Source organism: Klebsiella terrigena, from assembly GCF_012029655.1.
Lineage (GTDB): Bacteria > Pseudomonadota > Gammaproteobacteria > Enterobacterales > Enterobacteriaceae > Klebsiella > Klebsiella terrigena.
Genome location: NZ_CP050508.1, coordinates 2,121,584 through 2,138,815, shown reverse-complemented (window position 1 = coordinate 2,138,815; position 17,232 = coordinate 2,121,584). Strand labels below are relative to the sequence as shown.

General features: G+C 57.6%; 17 protein-coding genes. 7 read left to right on the top strand and 10 right to left on the bottom strand.

Annotation, left to right across the window (positions count from 1 at the left end; all coding sequences use genetic code 11):
- Positions 1 to 1,299: a D-amino acid dehydrogenase gene (locus tag HCK03_RS10070; protein WP_115192407.1), complete on the bottom strand. Its 1,299-nt coding sequence runs from the start codon at positions 1,297 to 1,299 to the stop codon at positions 1 to 3.
- 321 nt (positions 1,300 to 1,620) lie between these two features.
- On the opposite strand from HCK03_RS10070, the gene HCK03_RS10065 reads away from it, so the two are divergent.
- Complete coding sequence (locus tag HCK03_RS10065; protein ID WP_041146171.1) at positions 1,621 to 3,153, top strand: SpoVR family protein; 1,533 nt, start codon at positions 1,621 to 1,623, stop codon at positions 3,151 to 3,153.
- Between the two features lie 75 nt (positions 3,154 to 3,228).
- Here the strand turns inward: HCK03_RS10065 and fadR are convergent, their stop codons facing one another.
- On the bottom strand, positions 3,229 to 3,948 hold the full coding sequence (gene fadR / locus HCK03_RS10060) for a fatty acid metabolism transcriptional regulator FadR (RefSeq protein WP_041146172.1): 720 nt from the start codon (positions 3,946 to 3,948) through the stop codon (positions 3,229 to 3,231).
- 242 nt (positions 3,949 to 4,190) lie between these two features.
- Between fadR and nhaB the strand changes: the two genes are divergently transcribed.
- From nhaB to HCK03_RS10045, 3 genes are all read left to right on the top strand, one after another.
- Entirely contained in the window at positions 4,191 to 5,741 is a 1,551-nt protein-coding gene (gene nhaB / locus HCK03_RS10055) for a sodium/proton antiporter NhaB (protein ID WP_167691502.1), read from the top strand.
- A gap of 136 nt (positions 5,742 to 5,877) precedes the next feature.
- Positions 5,878 to 6,408, top strand: coding sequence for a disulfide bond formation protein DsbB (dsbB, locus tag HCK03_RS10050; protein ID WP_041146174.1), 531 nt, complete (start codon positions 5,878 to 5,880; stop codon positions 6,406 to 6,408).
- A 269-nt stretch (positions 6,409 to 6,677) separates the two neighbouring features.
- A complete protein-coding gene (locus tag HCK03_RS10045) occupies positions 6,678 to 7,022 on the top strand; it encodes a TehB family protein (RefSeq protein ID WP_041146175.1) in 345 nt (114 codons plus the stop codon).
- 90 nt (positions 7,023 to 7,112) lie between these two features.
- Here HCK03_RS10045 and HCK03_RS10040 read toward each other — a convergent pair whose 3' ends face one another.
- The 3 genes from HCK03_RS10040 to HCK03_RS10030 all read right to left on the bottom strand — a co-directional run bounded on the left by HCK03_RS10040 (position 7,113) and on the right by HCK03_RS10030 (position 8,683).
- Positions 7,113 to 7,559, bottom strand: a complete 447-nt coding sequence (locus HCK03_RS10040; protein ID WP_041146176.1) for a YcgN family cysteine cluster protein — start codon at positions 7,557 to 7,559, stop codon at positions 7,113 to 7,115.
- Positions 7,560 to 7,652: 93 nt separating this feature from the next.
- Complete coding sequence (locus HCK03_RS10035; protein ID WP_041146177.1) at positions 7,653 to 8,312, bottom strand: fumarylacetoacetate hydrolase family protein; 660 nt, start codon at positions 8,310 to 8,312, stop codon at positions 7,653 to 7,655.
- A gap of 92 nt (positions 8,313 to 8,404) precedes the next feature.
- A complete protein-coding gene (locus tag HCK03_RS10030) occupies positions 8,405 to 8,683 on the bottom strand; it encodes a YcgL domain-containing protein (protein WP_041146178.1) in 279 nt (92 codons plus the stop codon).
- Between the two features lie 126 nt (positions 8,684 to 8,809).
- Here HCK03_RS10030 and minC point away from each other — a divergent pair, with 126 nt between their 5' ends.
- From minC to minE, 3 genes are read left to right on the top strand one after another with little or no spacing between them, the layout of a single operon-like run.
- A complete protein-coding gene (gene minC, locus HCK03_RS10025) occupies positions 8,810 to 9,508 on the top strand; it encodes a septum site-determining protein MinC (protein ID WP_041146179.1) in 699 nt (232 codons plus the stop codon).
- A gap of 23 nt (positions 9,509 to 9,531) precedes the next feature.
- A complete protein-coding gene (minD, locus tag HCK03_RS10020) occupies positions 9,532 to 10,344 on the top strand; it encodes a septum site-determining protein MinD (RefSeq protein ID WP_041146180.1) in 813 nt (270 codons plus the stop codon).
- Positions 10,345 to 10,347: 3 nt separating this feature from the next.
- Positions 10,348 to 10,617 carry a cell division topological specificity factor MinE gene (gene minE, locus HCK03_RS10015; protein ID WP_041146181.1) on the top strand — a complete coding sequence of 90 codons (270 nt, stop codon included), beginning with the start codon at positions 10,348 to 10,350 and terminating at the stop codon, positions 10,615 to 10,617.
- Positions 10,618 to 10,714: 97 nt separating this feature from the next.
- Here the strand turns inward: minE and rnd are convergent, their stop codons facing one another.
- The 5 genes from rnd to HCK03_RS09990 form a co-directional block, all read right to left on the bottom strand.
- Positions 10,715 to 11,830: a ribonuclease D gene (rnd, locus tag HCK03_RS10010; protein ID WP_161795719.1), complete on the bottom strand. Its 1,116-nt coding sequence runs from the start codon at positions 11,828 to 11,830 to the stop codon at positions 10,715 to 10,717.
- 81 nt (positions 11,831 to 11,911) lie between these two features.
- The gene (gene fadD / locus HCK03_RS10005; RefSeq protein ID WP_115192405.1) at positions 11,912 to 13,597 is read right to left on the bottom strand and encodes a long-chain-fatty-acid--CoA ligase FadD; all 1,686 of its coding nucleotides are present in this window, start codon (positions 13,595 to 13,597) and stop codon (positions 11,912 to 11,914) included.
- 219 nt (positions 13,598 to 13,816) lie between these two features.
- Positions 13,817 to 14,419: a Slp family lipoprotein gene (locus HCK03_RS10000; protein WP_041146184.1), complete on the bottom strand. Its 603-nt coding sequence runs from the start codon at positions 14,417 to 14,419 to the stop codon at positions 13,817 to 13,819.
- Positions 14,420 to 14,457: 38 nt separating this feature from the next.
- The gene (gene tsaB, locus HCK03_RS09995) at positions 14,458 to 15,153 is read right to left on the bottom strand and encodes a tRNA (adenosine(37)-N6)-threonylcarbamoyltransferase complex dimerization subunit type 1 TsaB (RefSeq protein ID WP_041146185.1); all 696 of its coding nucleotides are present in this window, start codon (positions 15,151 to 15,153) and stop codon (positions 14,458 to 14,460) included.
- Between the two features lie 67 nt (positions 15,154 to 15,220).
- Positions 15,221 to 17,131, bottom strand: a complete 1,911-nt coding sequence (locus HCK03_RS09990) for an ATP-dependent DNA helicase (protein WP_041146186.1) — start codon at positions 17,129 to 17,131, stop codon at positions 15,221 to 15,223.
- Positions 17,132 to 17,232 lie beyond the last annotated feature (101 nt).

Here is a 17,232-nt window from a genome sequence, read left to right as displayed (position 1 = left end):
TTAGTTGTGAACGCCGTGCAGGTGCTGAGCACGCGCCGGAGTGAAGCCCGGGCTATAGCGGGCGACGGCAAGATCGTCGTACGGAATAGCCGGAGTGCGACCCGAAATTAAATCGCTCAAAAGCTGTCCTGAGCCGCATGCCATGGTCCAGCCCAGGGTGCCGTGCCCGGTATTGAGCCACAGGTTTTTATACGGCGTGCGCCCGACCACCGGCGTGCCGTCCGGGGTCATCGGACGTAGGCCGGTCCAGAAGGTCGCCTGCTCTACATGGCCGCCGCGCGGGAACAGATCGCGCACCACCATCTCCAGCGTTTCGCGACGCGGCTGCAGCAGCTCTTTATTAAAGCCGACGATTTCCGCCATCCCGCCGACGCGGATCCGCTGGTCGAAGCGGGTAATCGCAATTTTGTAAGTCTCATCAAGGATAGTCGATACCGGCGCCCCGTCCTCCTCGGCGATCGGGATCGTCAGCGAGTAGCCCTTCAGCGGATAGACCGGGATGTCCACCAGCCCTTTCAGCATCGCCGTCGAGTAGGAGCCAAAGGCCATCACGTAGGCATCGCCTTTGACAATTTCATCCCCGCACTTCACGCCGGCGATCTGCTCTCCTTCGTACAGCAGCGCGTCAACCGAGGTATTGAAGCGGAAGGTGACGCCCGCCTGCTCCGCCATCGCCGCCAGGCGCGTGGTAAACAGCTGGCAGTCGCCGGTTTCATCGTTCGGCAAACGCAGGCCGCCGGTCAGCCTGTGGCTCACCTCGGCTAAAGCGGGTTCGACTTCCCGCAGACGTTTCGCCTCCAGCAGCTGATACGGCACGCCGGCATCCTGCAGCACGGCGATATCGCGGGTGGCGTTCTCATACTGTTTTTCGGTACGGAAAAGCTGCAGCGTCCCGCCCTGGCGCCCTTCATACTGGATGCCGGTGCTTTCGCGCAGCGCCTTCAGGCAGTCGCGGCTGTACTCCGCCAGACGTACCATGCGGCCTTTGTTTTCCATATAGTGGCGGGTGTCGCAGTTGCGCAGCATCTGCCACATCCATTTTAGCTGGAACTGCGTGCCGTCAAGGCCGATCGCCAGCGGCGCGTGGCGCTGGAACATCCACTTAATAGCCTTCAGCGGCACGCCGGGCGCGGCCCAGGGTGCGGCGTAGCCCGGGGAGATCTGTCCGGCATTGGCGGCGCTGGTCTCTTCCGCCGGCCCCGGCTGGCGGTCGATAACCGTCACCTGATGCCCTGCCTGACTTAAATACCATGCACTAGCTACCCCAACCACCCCACTTCCCAGTATGACGACTCGCATAGCGACTCCGTAATAGTTAAAGAACAATCATCTGATTACAAATTGATAACTCAGTTGAAAATATTATTCAACATACGCTTTATTTATGGTGACTTATCTCACAGCGAACCGCACCAGCCCTGTCCCCGAAGATTTACTATCTCCTGCTGCGCTTCATTTTTCCTCAGAATAAAATTCTGCGTGAAAGGCTAAACCAGGCCTTTAAGATTGCTAAATCGCGAAGAAAAGAAATTGTCCGCAGGCGCAGTTTGCCGAGCCGTGTTCTATGCTTGTTGTGAGGCTCTCCGTATAGAGAGAGTCACCGACAATGAGGGCGCGCTAATGGCTACGATTGATTCCATAAACAGGGACACGACTCGTTTAAGCGATGGACCCGACTGGACTTTTGAACTGCTGGAAACCTACCTCGCCGAGGTTGACCGGGTCGCGAAGCTGTACCGTCTCGACACCTATCCGCATCAGATCGAAGTCATTACTTCCGAGCAGATGATGGATGCCTACTCCAGCGTCGGAATGCCAATCAACTACCCGCACTGGTCGTTTGGTAAGAAATTTATCGAAACCGAGCAGGCGTATAAGCACGGCCAGCAGGGGCTGGCCTACGAAATTGTCATCAACTCTAACCCCTGCATCGCCTACCTGATGGAGGAGAACACCATTACCATGCAGGCGCTGGTAATGGCCCACGCCTGCTACGGGCACAACTCCTTTTTCAAGAATAACTACCTGTTCCGCAGCTGGACCGATGCCAGCTCGATAATCGACTACCTGATCTTCGCCCGCAAATACATCACCGAGTGCGAGGAGCGTTACGGCGTTGATGAGGTGGAGAAACTGCTCGACTCCTGCCACGCGCTGATGAACTACGGCGTCGACCGCTACAAGCGTCCGCAGAAAATCTCGCTGCAGGAGGAGAAGGCGCGGCAGAAAAGCCGGGAAGAGTATCTGCAAAGCCAGGTGAATATGCTGTGGCGCACCCTGCCTAAGCGGGAAGAGGAGAAAGCCATCGAAACCGCGCGCCGCTACCCTTCGGAGCCGCAGGAAAACCTGCTCTACTTTATGGAGAAGAACGCGCCGCTGCTGGAGTCATGGCAGCGTGAAATCCTGCGTATCGTGCGTAAGGTGAGCCAGTATTTCTATCCGCAGAAGCAGACGCAGGTGATGAACGAAGGCTGGGCGACCTTCTGGCACTACACGATCCTTAACCACCTGTACGATGAAGGCAAGGTGACGGAACGCTTTATGCTGGAGTTTCTGCACAGCCACACCAACGTTATCTACCAGCCGCCCTATAACAGCCAGTGGTACAACGGGATTAACCCCTACGCGCTGGGCTTTGCCATGTTCCAGGACATTAAGCGCATTTGTCAGTCGCCGACCGAGGAGGACAAATACTGGTTCCCCGACATCGCCGGCTCCGACTGGCTGGAGACGCTGCATTTTGCCATGCGCGACTTCAAGGATGAGAGCTTTATCAGCCAGTTCCTGTCACCGAAAATTATGCGTGATTTCCGCTTCTTTACGGTGCTCGACGACGACCATCACAACTACCTGGAGATTTCGGCTATCCATAACGAAGAGGGGTATCGGGAGATTCGCGCCAAGCTTTCCGCCCAGTACAACCTGAGCAACCTCGAGCCGAATATTCAGGTGTGGAACGTCGACCTTCGCGGCGACCGTTCGCTGACGCTGCGCTACGTGCCGCATAACCGCGTACCGCTGGATAAGGGGCGCCGTGAGGTGCTCAAGCACGTCCATCGCCTGTGGGGATTCGACATCCTGCTGGAGCAGCAAAATGCCGATGGCAGCATCGAACTGCTGGAGCGCAGCCCGCCGCGGCAAAACGCGCTGTAAATCGCGCGGCGTTAAATCGCATAAAGCAAAACGCCCGGCATAATCGCCGGGCGTTTTTTTATCTTATTGCGGGACTTAGCGCATACCGATGACTAAATCACCCGGCAGCGTTTTCTGCATACGATGCCAGATTTCACCGCTGTCATGCCCGTAGCGACGGACTATCTCGTAAACCTGCTCGTGCTGCCCTTCTTCACAGACTTTAGCCAGCTGGTGATAGAAGCCCAGCGCCAGGCTGCGCGCTTCCGGATTGGCAAAATAGTGGCGGCCAATGCGGGTATACAGGCCCTTCATGCCGTTGAGGATCAGGCCGTAGATCGGGTTGCCGGAGGCAAAGGCCAGGCCGCGGAAGATGCCGTAATCGAGATCGGCAAACGCATCGCCGTGGTCTTCCACCTCACGCGCCGCGGCGAGAACCTGCAGGGCGTTTTCAGGATGCTGACGGAAGGCCGTGCGGATAAAGATAGTGGAGATATTGGTCCGCACCGACAGCAGGTTATCGATCAGCTGCGGGACGCTGTCGTGATCGAGGCGCGCCAGCGTTTCGAGAATATTCAGACCCGACGTTTCCCAGAAATTGTTCACCTTCGTCGGTTTGCCGTGCTGTATCGTTAACCAACCGTCACGGGCCAGACGTTGCAGAACTTCGCGTAAGGTCGTACGGGTCACACCAATAAGTTCAGAAAGCTCACGTTCGGCGGGGAGAATGGTGCCCGGGGGAAAGCGGTTATTCCATATACTTTCAATGATGTACTCTTCCGCGAAACCCGCAGGGCTCTGCGCCTTAATGACCATAGTAAGATTTCCATTACACAGCGTTGCAAATTCTACTCATCATACCAGAGCCGCTATAGGGCAGATAGCGCCTGGAAGTAATTAAAAAGGGATCGCCGTTTCATTTTGAGATTTTGCTCTTCGCGTTTGACAAAGGCCGGGCGCGATGCGAACCAGGTTGCTTCCCCTTTTGCTCAGCTGGTAGTCTTGCCAATCGCAATACGTAAATTCATGTCAATATTTGACGGGGAAGGATGTCTGTCGTGGAAATGTCTTATGCCCGCGCCCTGTGGCGTAATTTTCTTGGCCAGTCTCCGGACTGGTATAAGCTCACCTTAATTGTTTTCTTAATCATTAACCCGCTGGCGTTCTACCTCAATCCGTTCATCGCCGGCTGGCTGCTGGTGGTTGAGTTTATTTTTACCCTGGCGATGGCGCTCAAATGCTATCCGCTGCTGCCCGGTGGCCTGCTGGCTATCGAGGCGGTATTTATCGGGATGACCACCGCAGAGCATATTCGCGATGAGATCGCCGGCAACCTCGAGGTGCTCCTGCTGCTGATATTTATGGTGGCCGGGATCTACTTTATGAAGCAGCTGCTGCTGTTTATCTTTACCCGCCTGCTGCTGGGTATCCGCAGCAAGATGCTGCTGTCGCTGGCCTTTTGCCTGGCAGCGGCGTTCCTCTCCGCCTTCCTCGATGCGTTAACCGTGGTGGCGGTGGTGATTAGCGTCGCGGTGGGATTTTACGGCATTTATCATCGCGTGGCCTCCGCGCGGCCCGACGATCTCGATCTGCTGGACGATAGCCACATCGACCAGCACTATCGCGACGTGCTGGAGCAGTTCCGCGGCTTTCTGCGCAGCCTGATGATGCACGCGGGCGTCGGTACCGCGCTGGGCGGCGTGATGACCATGGTGGGCGAACCGCAAAACCTGATCATCGCCAAAGCGGCCGGATGGCACTTCGGCGAGTTCTTCTTACGCATGGCGCCGGTGACGCTGCCGGTCATCGTCTGCGGCCTGCTCACCTGCCTGCTGGTGGAGAAGTTCGGCCTGTTCGGCTACGGGGAACCGCTGCCGCTGGCGGTGCGTAAGGTTCTGCAGGATTACGACGATCGCAGCCGCCAGCAGCGCAGCCGTCAGGATCGCCTGCGGCTTATCGCTCAGGGGATTATCGGCATCTGGCTGATAACCGCGCTGGCCCTGCATCTTGGGGAGGTCGGGCTGATCGGTCTGTCGGTGATCGTTCTGGCGACCACCTTCTCCGGCGTGACCGACGAGCACGCTATCGGTAAAGCCTTTACCGAGGCGCTGCCGTTCACCGCGCTGCTGACGGTATTTTTCGCCGTGGTCGCGGTAATCATCGACCAGCACCTGTTCTCGCCGGTGATCCAGTTCGTACTGCAGGCGTCGCCGCACGCCCAGCTGTCGCTGTTCTATCTGTTTAACGGCCTGCTGTCATCCATTTCCGATAACGTCTTCGTCGGCACGGTCTATATCAACGAGGCCAAAACCGCGCTCCAGCAGGGCACCATCAGCCTGCCGCAGTTTGAGCTGCTGGCGGTCGCTATCAATACCGGCACCAACCTGCCTTCGGTCGCCACGCCTAACGGCCAGGCGGCATTCCTGTTCCTGCTGACCTCCGCCCTGGCGCCGCTGATTCGCCTCTCCTACGGGCGAATGGTGTGGATGGCGCTGCCTTACACCATCGTGATGACCCTGGTCGGGCTGCTGTGCGTCGAATTTACGCTAATGCCGGCGACGCAGTGGATGCTCGAAAACGGCTGGCTCGTGACGCCGCAGCTTCCCTGAGCCTGACGCATATTGCACATCCGGGATCTACCGCCGGGTGTGCAATATTTTTACGTAATATTTTCGGACTAGCTGCTGGCGTCGGTTCGGTTTTCGTTTACACTGCCATGATTTAGCATTTTTCAGGGAAAAGACTATGTTGCGATATTTAAACCAGTGCTCAAGAGGACGCGGAGCCTGGCTCCTGATGGCGTTCACCGCTTTCGCGCTTGAGATGGTTGCGCTGTGGTTCCAGCACGTTATGCTGCTGCAGCCCTGCGTAATGTGTATTTACGAACGCTGTGCGCTATTAGGCATTATGGCAGCCGGTATTGTCGGCGCTATCGCCCCGAAAACGCCGCTGCGCTACGTGGCGCTGGTTATCTGGCTCTACAGCGCCCTGCGGGGGCTGCAGCTGGCGTGGGAACATACCATGATTCAGCTTCACCCTTCTCCGTTCCAGACCTGCGACTTTGCCGCCCGTTTCCCAACGTGGCTGCCGCTGGATAAGTGGCTGCCGCAGATGTTCGTGGCCAGCGGCGACTGTTCCGTGCGCCAGTGGGAGTTCCTGACGCTGGAGATGCCGCAGTGGCTGGTGGGGATCTTTGCCGCCTATCTGGTTGTGGCCGTGCTGGTTCTGATTGCTCAGCCGTTCAAACCGAAAAAACGCGATCTGTTCGGCCGCTAATCAAGCCGCACCGCTAAGAGTAAAACCTGTCAGAGCAATCGCTGGCAGGTTTTTTTTTGCCTCGCACCCCAACAGCTCTCCACGATGCCGAAGGTTCGGCGATGAAAAGGCCCGGGGCGGCCGCAGCCTCTGCCCGACGTTCGTTGAGCGCAGCGGACCCGGTCGCCGGTACCGCGCCTTTAGGGTATTTTTCTCTGCCGCGAGTTGACGTCAGGCTTCATAAGCTGCATATTAAATGCATCTTATTCGCATCCGCTAAGGAGCTCATGATGTCTCACCTGCGTATTCCGGCTAACTGGAAAGTTAAACGCTCCACGCCCTTCTTTACCAAAGAGAACGTACCTGCCGCCCTGCTCACCCACCACAACACCGCCGCCGCCGTTTTCGGCCAGCTCTGCGTGATGGAAGGGACGGTGACCTATTACGGCTTCGCCGACGAACAGGCGACGGAGCCGGAGGTCAAAGTGGTGATTAACGCCGGGCAGTTTGCGACCAGCCCGCCCCAGTACTGGCACCGCATCGAATTAAGCGACGACGCCCAGTTCAATATCAACTTCTGGGTTGAGGATGACGCCGACGGCGAAAACGGGCTGTTCCATAGCAAAAAATCGTAATCCTGCCTGCCGATGGCTGAAAACAGAAAACCCGCCGGTTGGCGGGTTTCCTGTTTTAGCCGTTCTGCTTAGCGCTAAGGGCAGCGGGCGCTACTGCGCCCAGTCAGGCTTGTTTAAAATATGGTCCTGCCAGTCGTTAACGGTGGACTCTTTCACCGCGATATGGCGCACGGAAATGCGCTCGCCGTGCATCGCCGCCTTCGAGCCGGTCAGCAGCGGATGCCAGTGCGGCAGCGGCTGGCCTTCCGCCAGCAGGCGATAGGCGCAGGTCGGCGGCAACCACTCAAAGGTCGGCAGATTGTCCCGCGTAAGCTTGATGCAGTCAGGCTCATACTCGAAGCGCCGTTCATAGTTACGACACTGGCAGGTTTTAATATTCAACTGACGGCAGGCGACGTTAGTAAAATAGATTTCGTCAGTATCCTCATCCATCAGCTTATGCAGGCAGCACTGTCCGCAGCCGTCGCACAGTGATTCCCACTCCGCGTCGGTCATTTGCTCCAGCGTTTTGTGTTGCCAGAAGAGTTGTTCGCTCATAGGGATGTCCGTCATTGCAATTCAGGGTGCACCTTATAACCAGTCTGGCACGCCGATGCAAGTTTTGCCGCCTCTGAAGGCGGCAACAGGAGGTTACAGCACGCGGGTCGACAGGGAGAAACCGTTAAAACCGACTTCGAGCTCGTCGCCGCTATTCAGCGGGCCGACGCCTTCCGGGGTGCCGGTCAGCACCACATCGCCGGCCTTCAGCGTAAAGAAGCGCGACATATAGGCAATCAGTGGCACAATTTTATGGATCATATCGGCAGTCGTGCCCTGCTGGCGGACAGCGCCGTTCACCTTCAGGCTCAGCGCGGTGCTCTGCGGGTCGCCGTGGAATTCAGCGGCGGGAATAAAACCGGAGATCGGGCAGGCGTTGTCGAACCCCTTGGCCTTCTCCCACGGCTGGCCGGCTTTTTTCAGCTTGCCCTGCAGATCGCGCAGGGTCAGATCCAGCGCCACGCCGTAGCCCGCGATCCCTTTGAGCACGTGCTCTTCGGTCGCCTGACGCAGCGTGCTGCCAATCAGCACCGCCAGCTCCACTTCGTGATGCACCGACCCCAGCCCTTCAGGAAGCACCAACGGCTGGCGGATATCGCACAACGCCGTCTCAGGTTTAATAAACAGCACCGGTTCTTCCGGCGTCGCACTGCCCATTTCCTTGATGTGGTTTGCATAGTTGCTGCCCACGCAAACGACTTTGCTTACCGGAAAATCCAGTAATGCTCCCTGCCAGTTATGATGTTGGTACATTATTTCCCCTTAGTGGGTGAATCAGAGTGATACCCTTTTCCTTCAGGCTGCTCCGGCGTGAACGACGTTCCCCTTCCGGCAGTCTGAATTATTTAAGGATTATTCCCCTGTTCCGCCAGATGCTTCTTGAGTAAATTCTCAGGCGGTGGAGGAATCTGCAGATAATAGCCCTGTTCGCTCAACGCCTGTTTTACTTTTTCCAGGTCAGCGCTAGCCAGTTTTTTACGCCCGTCGAGCGGCAGCAGCATGGTCATTTTCGGCGTGCCGAAGCTGCTCATTAATTCCGGGGGCACGCGTGAGAAATCGTCCTTTTTTTCGACATATAAATAGGTTTGCTCACGTTTAGTACTTCGATAGATCACACAAAACATAGTTTTACTCGGAATTAGACCCGTGGTCACTTGCCTCAATATATGAGTGACTATAACATGCCTTTTAGTCTTCGGAATATCACCGCACTTCGGCAGGTGATAAACAGCAAATTGAGTAAGGCCAGGATGTCAAATACGCCAATCGAACTTAAGGGCAGTAGCTTTACCTTATCTGTCGTTCATTTGCACGACGCAAATCCCGAGGTTATTCGTCAGGCGTTAGAAGACAAAATCGCCCAGGCCCCCGCTTTTTTACGTCACGCCCCGGTCGTTGTGAATATTAGCAGCATCGAAAATGTCGTCGACTGGCGCGCCATGCAGGAAGCCATCGCCACCACCGGTTTACGGATTATCGGCGTGAGCGGCTGCAAGGTCCCACGGCTGAAAGCGGAAATCGACCGCACCGGGATCCCTTTACTGACGGAAGGGAAAGAAAAAAAGCCTCGTCAGGCACCGCCAGAACCGGTTGTCGCCCCGCCAGTTGTTAATCAGATCACAAAAACGCGTTTGATTGACCTGCCGGTACGTTCCGGTCAGCGCATTTATGCGCCAAACTGTGATCTAATTGTTACAAACCATGTGAGTGCCGGTGCGGAACTTATCGCAGACGGTAATATCCATGTATATGGCATGATGCGAGGTCGCGCACTCGCAGGCGCAGGCGGCGACAGGGAAGCCCAAATATTTTGTTCACACCTCACGGCGGAACTGGTGTCCATCGCTGGGGAATACTGGCTGAGTGATAATATCCCGGCCGAATTTTATGGCAAAGCGGCGCGTCTGCGTCTGGGCGATAACGCTTTGACTATTCAACCGTTGAGTTAGTCCCTTTTTAACAAGGAATTTCTATGGCACGCATTATTGTTGTGACTTCGGGTAAAGGGGGCGTTGGCAAGACCACCTCCAGCGCGGCCATCGCTACTGGTTTGGCCCAGAAGGGAAAGAAGACCGTCGTTATCGACTTCGACATTGGCCTGCGTAACCTTGACCTGATCATGGGCTGCGAGCGCCGGGTGGTTTATGACTTCGTTAACGTTATTCAGGGTGACGCCACGCTGAATCAGGCGTTAATCAAAGATAAGCGCACCGAAAACCTCTACATCCTCCCCGCTTCCCAGACGCGTGATAAAGACGCGCTGACCCGCGAAGGCGTAGACAAGGTTCTTGAAGAACTGAAAAAAATGAATTTCGATTTTGTTGTCTGCGATTCCCCTGCAGGCATCGAAACCGGTGCGCTGATGGCGCTGTACTTCGCTGACGAAGCCATCATCACCACTAACCCGGAAGTCTCCTCCGTTCGTGACTCCGACCGCATCCTCGGTATTCTTGCATCCAAATCCCGCCGTGCGGAAAATGGCGAAGAGCCGATTAAAGAGCACCTGCTGCTGACCCGCTACAACCCAGGTCGCGTCAATAAGGGCGACATGCTGAGCATGGAAGACGTTCTGGAGATCCTGCGTATCAATCTGGTAGGCGTGATCCCGGAAGATCAGTCCGTGCTGCGCGCGTCGAACCAGGGTGAGCCGGTTATTCTGGATGATGCATCGGACGCAGGTAAGGCCTATGCCGATACCGTCGAACGTCTGCTCGGAGAAGAACGTCCTTTCCGCTTCATTGAAGAAGAGAAGAAAGGTTTCCTCAAACGCCTGTTCGGAGGATAAATTATGGCATTACTCGACTTTTTTCTCTCGCGGAAAAAGAACACGGCCAACATTGCGAAAGAGCGCCTGCAAATCATCGTTGCGGAGCGTCGTCGCGGCGATGCTGAACCGCATTACCTGCCGCAGCTACGAAAAGATATTCTGGAAGTCATCTGTAAGTACGTGCAGATCGACCCGGAAATGGTCAGCGTGCAGCTGGAGCAGCGAGACGGTGATATTTCGATTCTGGAGTTGAACGTGACTTTACCAGAACCGGAAGAGTCGAAATCCTGACGCTGGATGCGCCCGATAGCCTTGCGCTGTCGGGCCAGTTTGTTGCATAGCCCGGAGATCTCCCGGGCTATTTGCCGTAGCTTAGCGCTGCCGTGACCTAGCGCGGATATTCGCTGAGCAGCGCCCGCAGGCGATCGGCCATCAGTTCGCTACGCCAGCCGGAAATCAGCTCCGGCAGCGCATTTCCGCTCTTCAACTGCCAGTGCCAGTTCAGCAGCTGGTTAATCTGCCTTCTTGACGCCAGCAGCTCGGCGCTCAGCCCCGTTTCGCTACTCACTTCCTGTACCAGCGCCTTAATCTCTTTGAAGACCTTGCGGTATCCGGGCATATCGATCAGGTTTTGCAGCGGCTCAGGCAACGCCTCTTCCGGCAGCTCCTGCGCCTTAGCCACCAGGCTTATCAGCGTTTTGCCGTGAAAACGAATTTCGCTGCCCGACAGCCCGAGGCTATCGAGCTCGCCGAGGCTGCCGGGCATATAGCGCGCCACGCTCCACAGATGCTCTTCACGCACGACGAAATTCACCGCCATGTCGCGATCGCGCGCTTTGCGCAGGCGCCACTCCGCCAGCAGCTGCAGACAGCCGAGCTGGCGGGTACGAAGCTGCCAGGCGTTGCCGATCTCGCGCCACGCCTGCGACGGGTCCTGTATTTCCTGGCGGCGCTGCTGCATCAGACGACATTCGTCCAGCGCAGCGGGCAGCCAGCCGGCGGCTTCGGTTTCGGCCATCAGCCTGATGGCGATGGGCAGCAGGTACCAGACGTCCGCCGCGGCATAGTCGCACTGGCGTTCGGTCAGCGGGCGGGCCAGCCAGTCGGTACGCGACTCGCTCTTATCCAGCGCCACGCCGGAGTACTCCTCGACCATCGACGCAAAGCCCCATGACATCGGGCGCCCGCAGAAGGCCGCCAGAATTTGGGTGTCAATCAGCGGCTGCGGCATCAGGCTGAAGGTGTTAAGGAACACTTCCAGATCTTCACTGCCGGCGTGGAGGTATTTGGTGACGTTTTGATTCAGCAGCAGTTCACGCATCGGTGCCCAATCGGTGATTTCCAGCGGATCGATGAGCGAAACCTGCTCGCCATCAAACAGCTGCAGCAGTCCCAGCTGTGGATAATAGGTACGGGTGCGGACAAATTCCGTATCCAGCGCAACCGCAGCTGCCGCGCTTGCCGCTTCACAGACGGCGCGAAGTCCGTCGTTGGTGGTAATCATCTGATAGTTCAAATCATGCTCTCTTAACTGGCGCCCATAAAAAACGCCGGCTTAGCCGGCGTCTGGCGATTCACTCTTAGCTCAGGCTTTATTGTCTACTTTAGCGCGAGCTTCGTCACGAAGTTCTCGCCGTAAAATTTTCCCGACGTTCGATTTTGGCAGTTCATCACGAAACTCAACCAGCTTGGGAACCTTATAGCCCGTCAGCTGGCGGCGGCAGAAGGTGATCAGCGCCTCTTCCGTCAGCGCCGCATCTTTCTTCACGACAAAAATCTTCACCGCTTCGCCGCTGCTGCCGGACGGTACGCCGACCGCCGCCACTTCCTGAACGCCGGAGTGCTGCATCACCACGTCTTCAATTTCGTTGGGGTAGACGTTAAATCCGGAAACCAGAATCATATCTTTCTTACGATCGACAATCCGCAGGAAACCATCGTCGTCCATCACCGCGATATCGCCGGTGTGCAGCCAGCCGTCTTTGATGATTTCAGCGGTGGCGTCCGGACGCTGCCAGTAACCCAGCATTACCTGCGGGCCTTTCACGCACAGCTCGCCCGGCTCGCCCGGGGCGACCTCGTTATCGTCATCGTCCACCAGCTTCGCTTCGGTCGACGGCACCGGAAGCCCGATGCTCCCGCTGTGGTAGTCAATATCATGCGGGTTAACGCTAACCAGCGGCGCGCACTCGGTGAGGCCGTAACCCTCCAGCAGATACTGTCCGGTGAGCTTCACCCAGCGTTCGGCCACCACCTGCTGAACCGGCATCCCGCCGCCGGCGGAGAGGTGCAGCGTGGAGAAGTCGAGCTGCTGAAACTCTTTGTTATTCAGCAGCGCGTTAAACAGGGTATTGACCCCGGTCATCGCGGTAAACGGATATTTAGCCAGCTCCTTCACCAGTCCCGGAATATCCCGCGGGTTGGTAATCAGCAGGTTCTGCCCGCCAAGCTCGATAAACAGCAGGCAGTTCATGGTCAGCGCAAAGATGTGGTACAGCGGTAAAGCCGTCACCACCAGCTCTTTGCCCCGGTGCAGCAGCGGCCCGTAGGTGGCGTTGACCTGCTCAAGGTTGGCCAGCATATTGCGATGGGTCAGCATGGCCCCTTTCGCTACGCCGGTCGTCCCGCCGGTATACTGCAGGAACGCCAGATCTTCACAGACGATTTCCGGTTTGACGTACTGCATCCGGTAGCCGTGCTGCAGCGCGCTGCGAAACGAAATGGCGTCGGGCAGATGATATTTCGGCACCAGCCGCTTGATATACTTGACGACGAAGTTAACCAGGGTCCCTTTCGCCGTCGACAGCTGATCGCCCATTCGCGTCAGGATAACGTGCCTGACCTGGGTTTTATCGACCACCTTCTCGAGGGTATGCGCAAAGTTTGAGACGATCACAATCGCCGCGGCGCCGCTGTCGTTGAGCTGATGCTCAAGCTCGCGCGGCGTGTATAGCGGGTTGACGTTAACCACGATCATCCCGGCGCGCAGGATGCCGAACAGCGCGATGGGGTACTGCAGCAGGTTAGGCATCATCAGCGCCACGCGGTCGCCCTTTTGCAGACCCAGGCCCTGCTGAAGGTAAGCGGCGAAGGCGCGGCTGCGCTCCTCCAGCTTACGATAGGTCATCACCTCGCCCATGTTGATAAACGCCGGCTGGTCGGCATAGCGCGTGGCGGCGTGTTCAAACAATTCAACCAGGGATTGATAGCGGTCAGGATTTATCTCCGCAGGAACATCGGCGGGATAACGGTTTAGCCAAACCTTTTTCACTGCATCACCTCTGAAATAGTTATTCGTCGTCATCACAGCCCCTGATCAACAAACATTCTGTTAACATTATATTAACTCAGCGTACCAGTTTATTAATTAGGCGTTTTGCAGGTTGCGAAGCGCGTCACTATTTATTTTTCTTATCAGACCAAAAATGACGAAACAGCGGACAGGCCGCTGTTTCTTTTAGCTTTCAAATAGCTTATAAAAACCGCAAAATCATTCGGTTACCACATTTCTTACTTCCGCTGGACCCGGGTTATACCAGCCCATTCCACCGTAGCCCCAGCCGCCATAACCGTAGCCGTAGCGCCACGGACGCGGGCCGACCATCCACGGGTCAATCGGCTGCGGCGGCATAACCACCTGCTGCACAACATTCCAGCGCTTATAGCCGATAGCATTCATCTGCATAAATTTGTACGGCGTGCCGCCAACCTTACCGTCGACAACGCCGGTAATCGGGCCAACTACCGTCACCAGGTGACCGCGGAAGTCGACCGGGTCGAGGAAGCCATTAACGTCGGCGAGGATACGCCCGCGCGAAGGCTCGCCCAGCTCGGGTCGAGCGGCGCTGTCCAGCGGCACCGTGGCAATTTCTAAGCGGGTTTTGCCCTGCTGATTGGTGATGTTGACCACTTTGCCGCCAAAGCGAGCTTCCTGGCCAACGTACAGCTGCGGTGCGGCCATAACCCGCACTAAATCCTGCTGCGGCGTCGGGGTAGAGCCTTTGATGGCATCCGGTACCGAAACGCAGCCACTTAACGCAGCGGCAGCGGCGCCCGCCAACAGCCAACGTACTACTTTAGTTTGACCCGCCATGATGCGACTCCTTCTCTCAGTCTTATGCTTACTGAGATTCATCCACGGCCAGGAAGTTTCTTCCAGGCCACGTTGTTACGCAAATAAACCGGCTCGGCGAGCTCTACGGCAACGGTTTTTCCGACGGAAAGCAGATGGCAGGCCAGAGGCAGCATATCTTCCGCTGCCGGCAGCTCAATTTCGCCGTGGGTTAAGGTCAGCGAGGAGTCCTTCGCCAGATCGGGCCACGCCGGCCAGCCGGTGCCAACCGTTGCCCAGCTTCCCTCCAGCTGCTGCAAACGCTCGCTGACGGCCTCCGGCTTGAGGACCGCTTCGGTCTCTTCGCCGTGCCAGACGCCCTGCTCGTCGCGCTGATATTCCGCCCAGTAAACCTCGCCCATGCGGGCATCAATGGCGGCCAGCACGCGGGTGGCGCCGGTTTTACGCCATGCGCCCTGCGCCATGGTGGCCAGCGTAGAAACGCCGATCATCGGCAGTTCGGCGCCGAGCGCCAGGCCCTGCGCAATGCCGATACCGATGCGCACGCCGGTAAAGCTACCCGGGCCGCGGCCGAATGCCAGCGCATCCAGGTCGGTCAGCAGGACGTTGCTTTCGTTAAGGACATCCTGCACCAGAGGCAAAATACGTTGCGTATGTTCACGGGGGCAGATTTCAAAATGAGCACAAAGGGTGCCATCATTCCACAGCGCCGCGGAGCAGGCCTCCGTGGCGGTATCGATAGCTAAAATTCGCATGGGTTGTCGCGCTCTCGCTATAGCAGATTGACAAAATGGCGCGCAGTTTATCACATTTTACGCCGGATCACCGCACCGGCGGCACGGCGAGAAAGCGCACCGCCCGGCGGATATCGCGGGTTCGCGGTGCCGGGGGAAGGCTGGCGAGGAATACCGCGCCGTAGGGGCGCATCACCAGACGGTTATCGCAAATGACCAGCACGCCGCGGTCGTCAATATCGCGGATCAGGCGCCCCACGCCCTGCTTGAGGGTGATCACCGCATCCGGCAGCTGAACTTCGTCGAACGGGTCGCCGCCGCGCAGCCGGCAGTCTTCCATTCGCGCTTTCAGCAGCGGATCGTCGGGAGAGGTAAAGGGGAGCTTATCGATAATCACCAGCGAGAGGGCATCGCCGCGCACGTCGACCCCTTCCCAGAAGCTGCTGGTCGCCACCAGCAGCGCGTTACCGGCGCTGACGAACTGCTGCAGCAGCTGGCCTTTGCTGGTTTCCCCCTGCAGGAGAACCGGCAGCGTCATGGTGGCGCGGAACTGCTCCGCCAGATCGCGCATCATGGCGTGGGAGGTGCACAGCATAAAGCAGCGCCCGTCGTTAGCCTCAATCAACGGCTTGAGCATCGCCGCCAGGTGACGCGCCGCGCCGGGCTGATTCGGCAGCGGCAGATTGCGCGGCACGCAGAGCAGCGTCTGGTGAGCATAATCAAACGGGCTGGGCAGCAGCAGCGACTCGGCCTCTTCAATCCCGAGGCGAGAGGTAAAGTGGCGCAGATCGTCATTTACCGACAGCGTTGCCGAGGTGAAAATCCAGCTGCCGGGCTTTTGCGCCATCACTTCTTTAAACTTTTCGGCGACGGTCAGCGGGGTCAAGGCCAGCGTAAAGTGGCGCGAGGTGCACTCATACCAGTAGCTGAAGCCCGGCTGGTTAATCTCTTTCAGCCGCTTGAGCCGCGCGCGATAGACCGTTGCCCGCTCAAAGGCGGCATCCAGCAGCGCGGAGCGCCCAAGGGAGAGCTTCGCCACGTCGTAACAGAGTTCCAGCGCGTCATCGAGCAGCAGCAGCGCACGCTGGATATGGCTATCGGCCAGCAGGTCGCGCAGGTTGCCGCGATAGCCGGGGTCACCGAGCTGCAGGCGAAAATCCTGCGCGCTCTGGGCCAGGCGATCGGCGCATTTTTGCAGCTGCTGGGTATCTTTGAGTTCGGTGCGGTAGGCGATGGTGATGTCTTTCGCCAGGTCCTGCAGCTGGCGGCTGGAGAGCGACTGGCCAAAATACTGGCTGGCGATATCCGGCAGCTGATGCGCTTCATCGAAGATCATCACTTCAGCCTCGGGGATGAGCTCAGCGAAGCCGCTCTCTTTAACCACCATATCGGCGAGGAACAGGTGATGGTTAACCACCACCACGTCGGCATCCATCGCCTTTTTACGCGCTTTAACCACGAAGCACTCTTTATACAGCGGGCAATCGCTGCCAAGGCAGTTGTCATTGGTGCTGGTGACCAGCGGCCAGGCCTGCGAGTCCTCCGCCACGCTGACGCAGGTGCTGACGTCGCCGTCAATCGTTTGGTTAGACCACGATCGCAGCAGGATGACATCGCTCAGAACCTGCACCGGCAGATCGCCCCCGGCCAGCGCCTGCTGCTCGAGACGCTCCAGGCACAGGTAGTTCGACCGCCCTTTCAGCAGCGCCAGCTTACCGGTAAATTTCAGCGCCGTAGCTACCGTTGGCAGATCGCGGCTGTAGAGCTGATCCTGCAGCGCCTTCGAGCCGGTGGAGATAATCACCTTTTTGTTGGCCCGCAGCGCGGGCGCCAGGTAGGCGTAGGTCTTACCGGTTCCGGTCCCAGCTTCGACCACCAGAGGCCGCGTTTCCTTAATAGCCTGCGTCACCGCCACCGCCATCAGGCGCTGCGGCTCGCGTGGTTTGAATCCCGGAATCGCGTTGGCCAACTGGCCGTCTGCTGCAAAATCGTCGATCACAATGCCCCCTGGTTATTTGGACAGTGATTATGTCAGGGAGGAGCTCTTTTCACCAGCCCGGGTAGTGACGCGAGCGGAACATTATGGCAGTCTTGCCCCCG

Excerpts from the sequence above, each read along its gene's own strand:
- HCK03_RS10070 (WP_115192407.1), bottom strand. The coding sequence starts at position 1,299 with ATGCGAGTCGTCATACTGGGAAGTGGGGTGGTTGGGGTAGCTAGTGCA.
- HCK03_RS10065 (WP_041146171.1), top strand. The coding sequence starts at position 1,621 with ATGGCTACGATTGATTCCATAAACAGGGACACGACTCGTTTAAGCGAT.
- fadR (WP_041146172.1), bottom strand. The coding sequence starts at position 3,948 with ATGGTCATTAAGGCGCAGAGCCCTGCGGGTTTCGCGGAAGAGTACATC.
- dsbB (WP_041146174.1), top strand. The coding sequence starts at position 5,878 with ATGTTGCGATATTTAAACCAGTGCTCAAGAGGACGCGGAGCCTGGCTC.
- HCK03_RS10045 (WP_041146175.1), top strand. The coding sequence starts at position 6,678 with ATGTCTCACCTGCGTATTCCGGCTAACTGGAAAGTTAAACGCTCCACG.
- HCK03_RS10040 (WP_041146176.1), bottom strand. The coding sequence starts at position 7,559 with ATGAGCGAACAACTCTTCTGGCAACACAAAACGCTGGAGCAAATGACC.
- HCK03_RS10035 (WP_041146177.1), bottom strand. The coding sequence starts at position 8,312 with ATGTACCAACATCATAACTGGCAGGGAGCATTACTGGATTTTCCGGTA.
- HCK03_RS10030 (WP_041146178.1), bottom strand. The coding sequence starts at position 8,683 with ATGTTTTGTGTGATCTATCGAAGTACTAAACGTGAGCAAACCTATTTA.
- minC (WP_041146179.1), top strand. The coding sequence starts at position 8,810 with ATGTCAAATACGCCAATCGAACTTAAGGGCAGTAGCTTTACCTTATCT.
- minD (WP_041146180.1), top strand. The coding sequence starts at position 9,532 with ATGGCACGCATTATTGTTGTGACTTCGGGTAAAGGGGGCGTTGGCAAG.
- minE (WP_041146181.1), top strand. The coding sequence starts at position 10,348 with ATGGCATTACTCGACTTTTTTCTCTCGCGGAAAAAGAACACGGCCAAC.
- rnd (WP_161795719.1), bottom strand. The coding sequence starts at position 11,830 with ATGATTACCACCAACGACGGACTTCGCGCCGTCTGTGAAGCGGCAAGC.
- HCK03_RS10000 (WP_041146184.1), bottom strand. The coding sequence starts at position 14,419 with ATGGCGGGTCAAACTAAAGTAGTACGTTGGCTGTTGGCGGGCGCCGCT.
- tsaB (WP_041146185.1), bottom strand. The coding sequence starts at position 15,153 with ATGCGAATTTTAGCTATCGATACCGCCACGGAGGCCTGCTCCGCGGCG.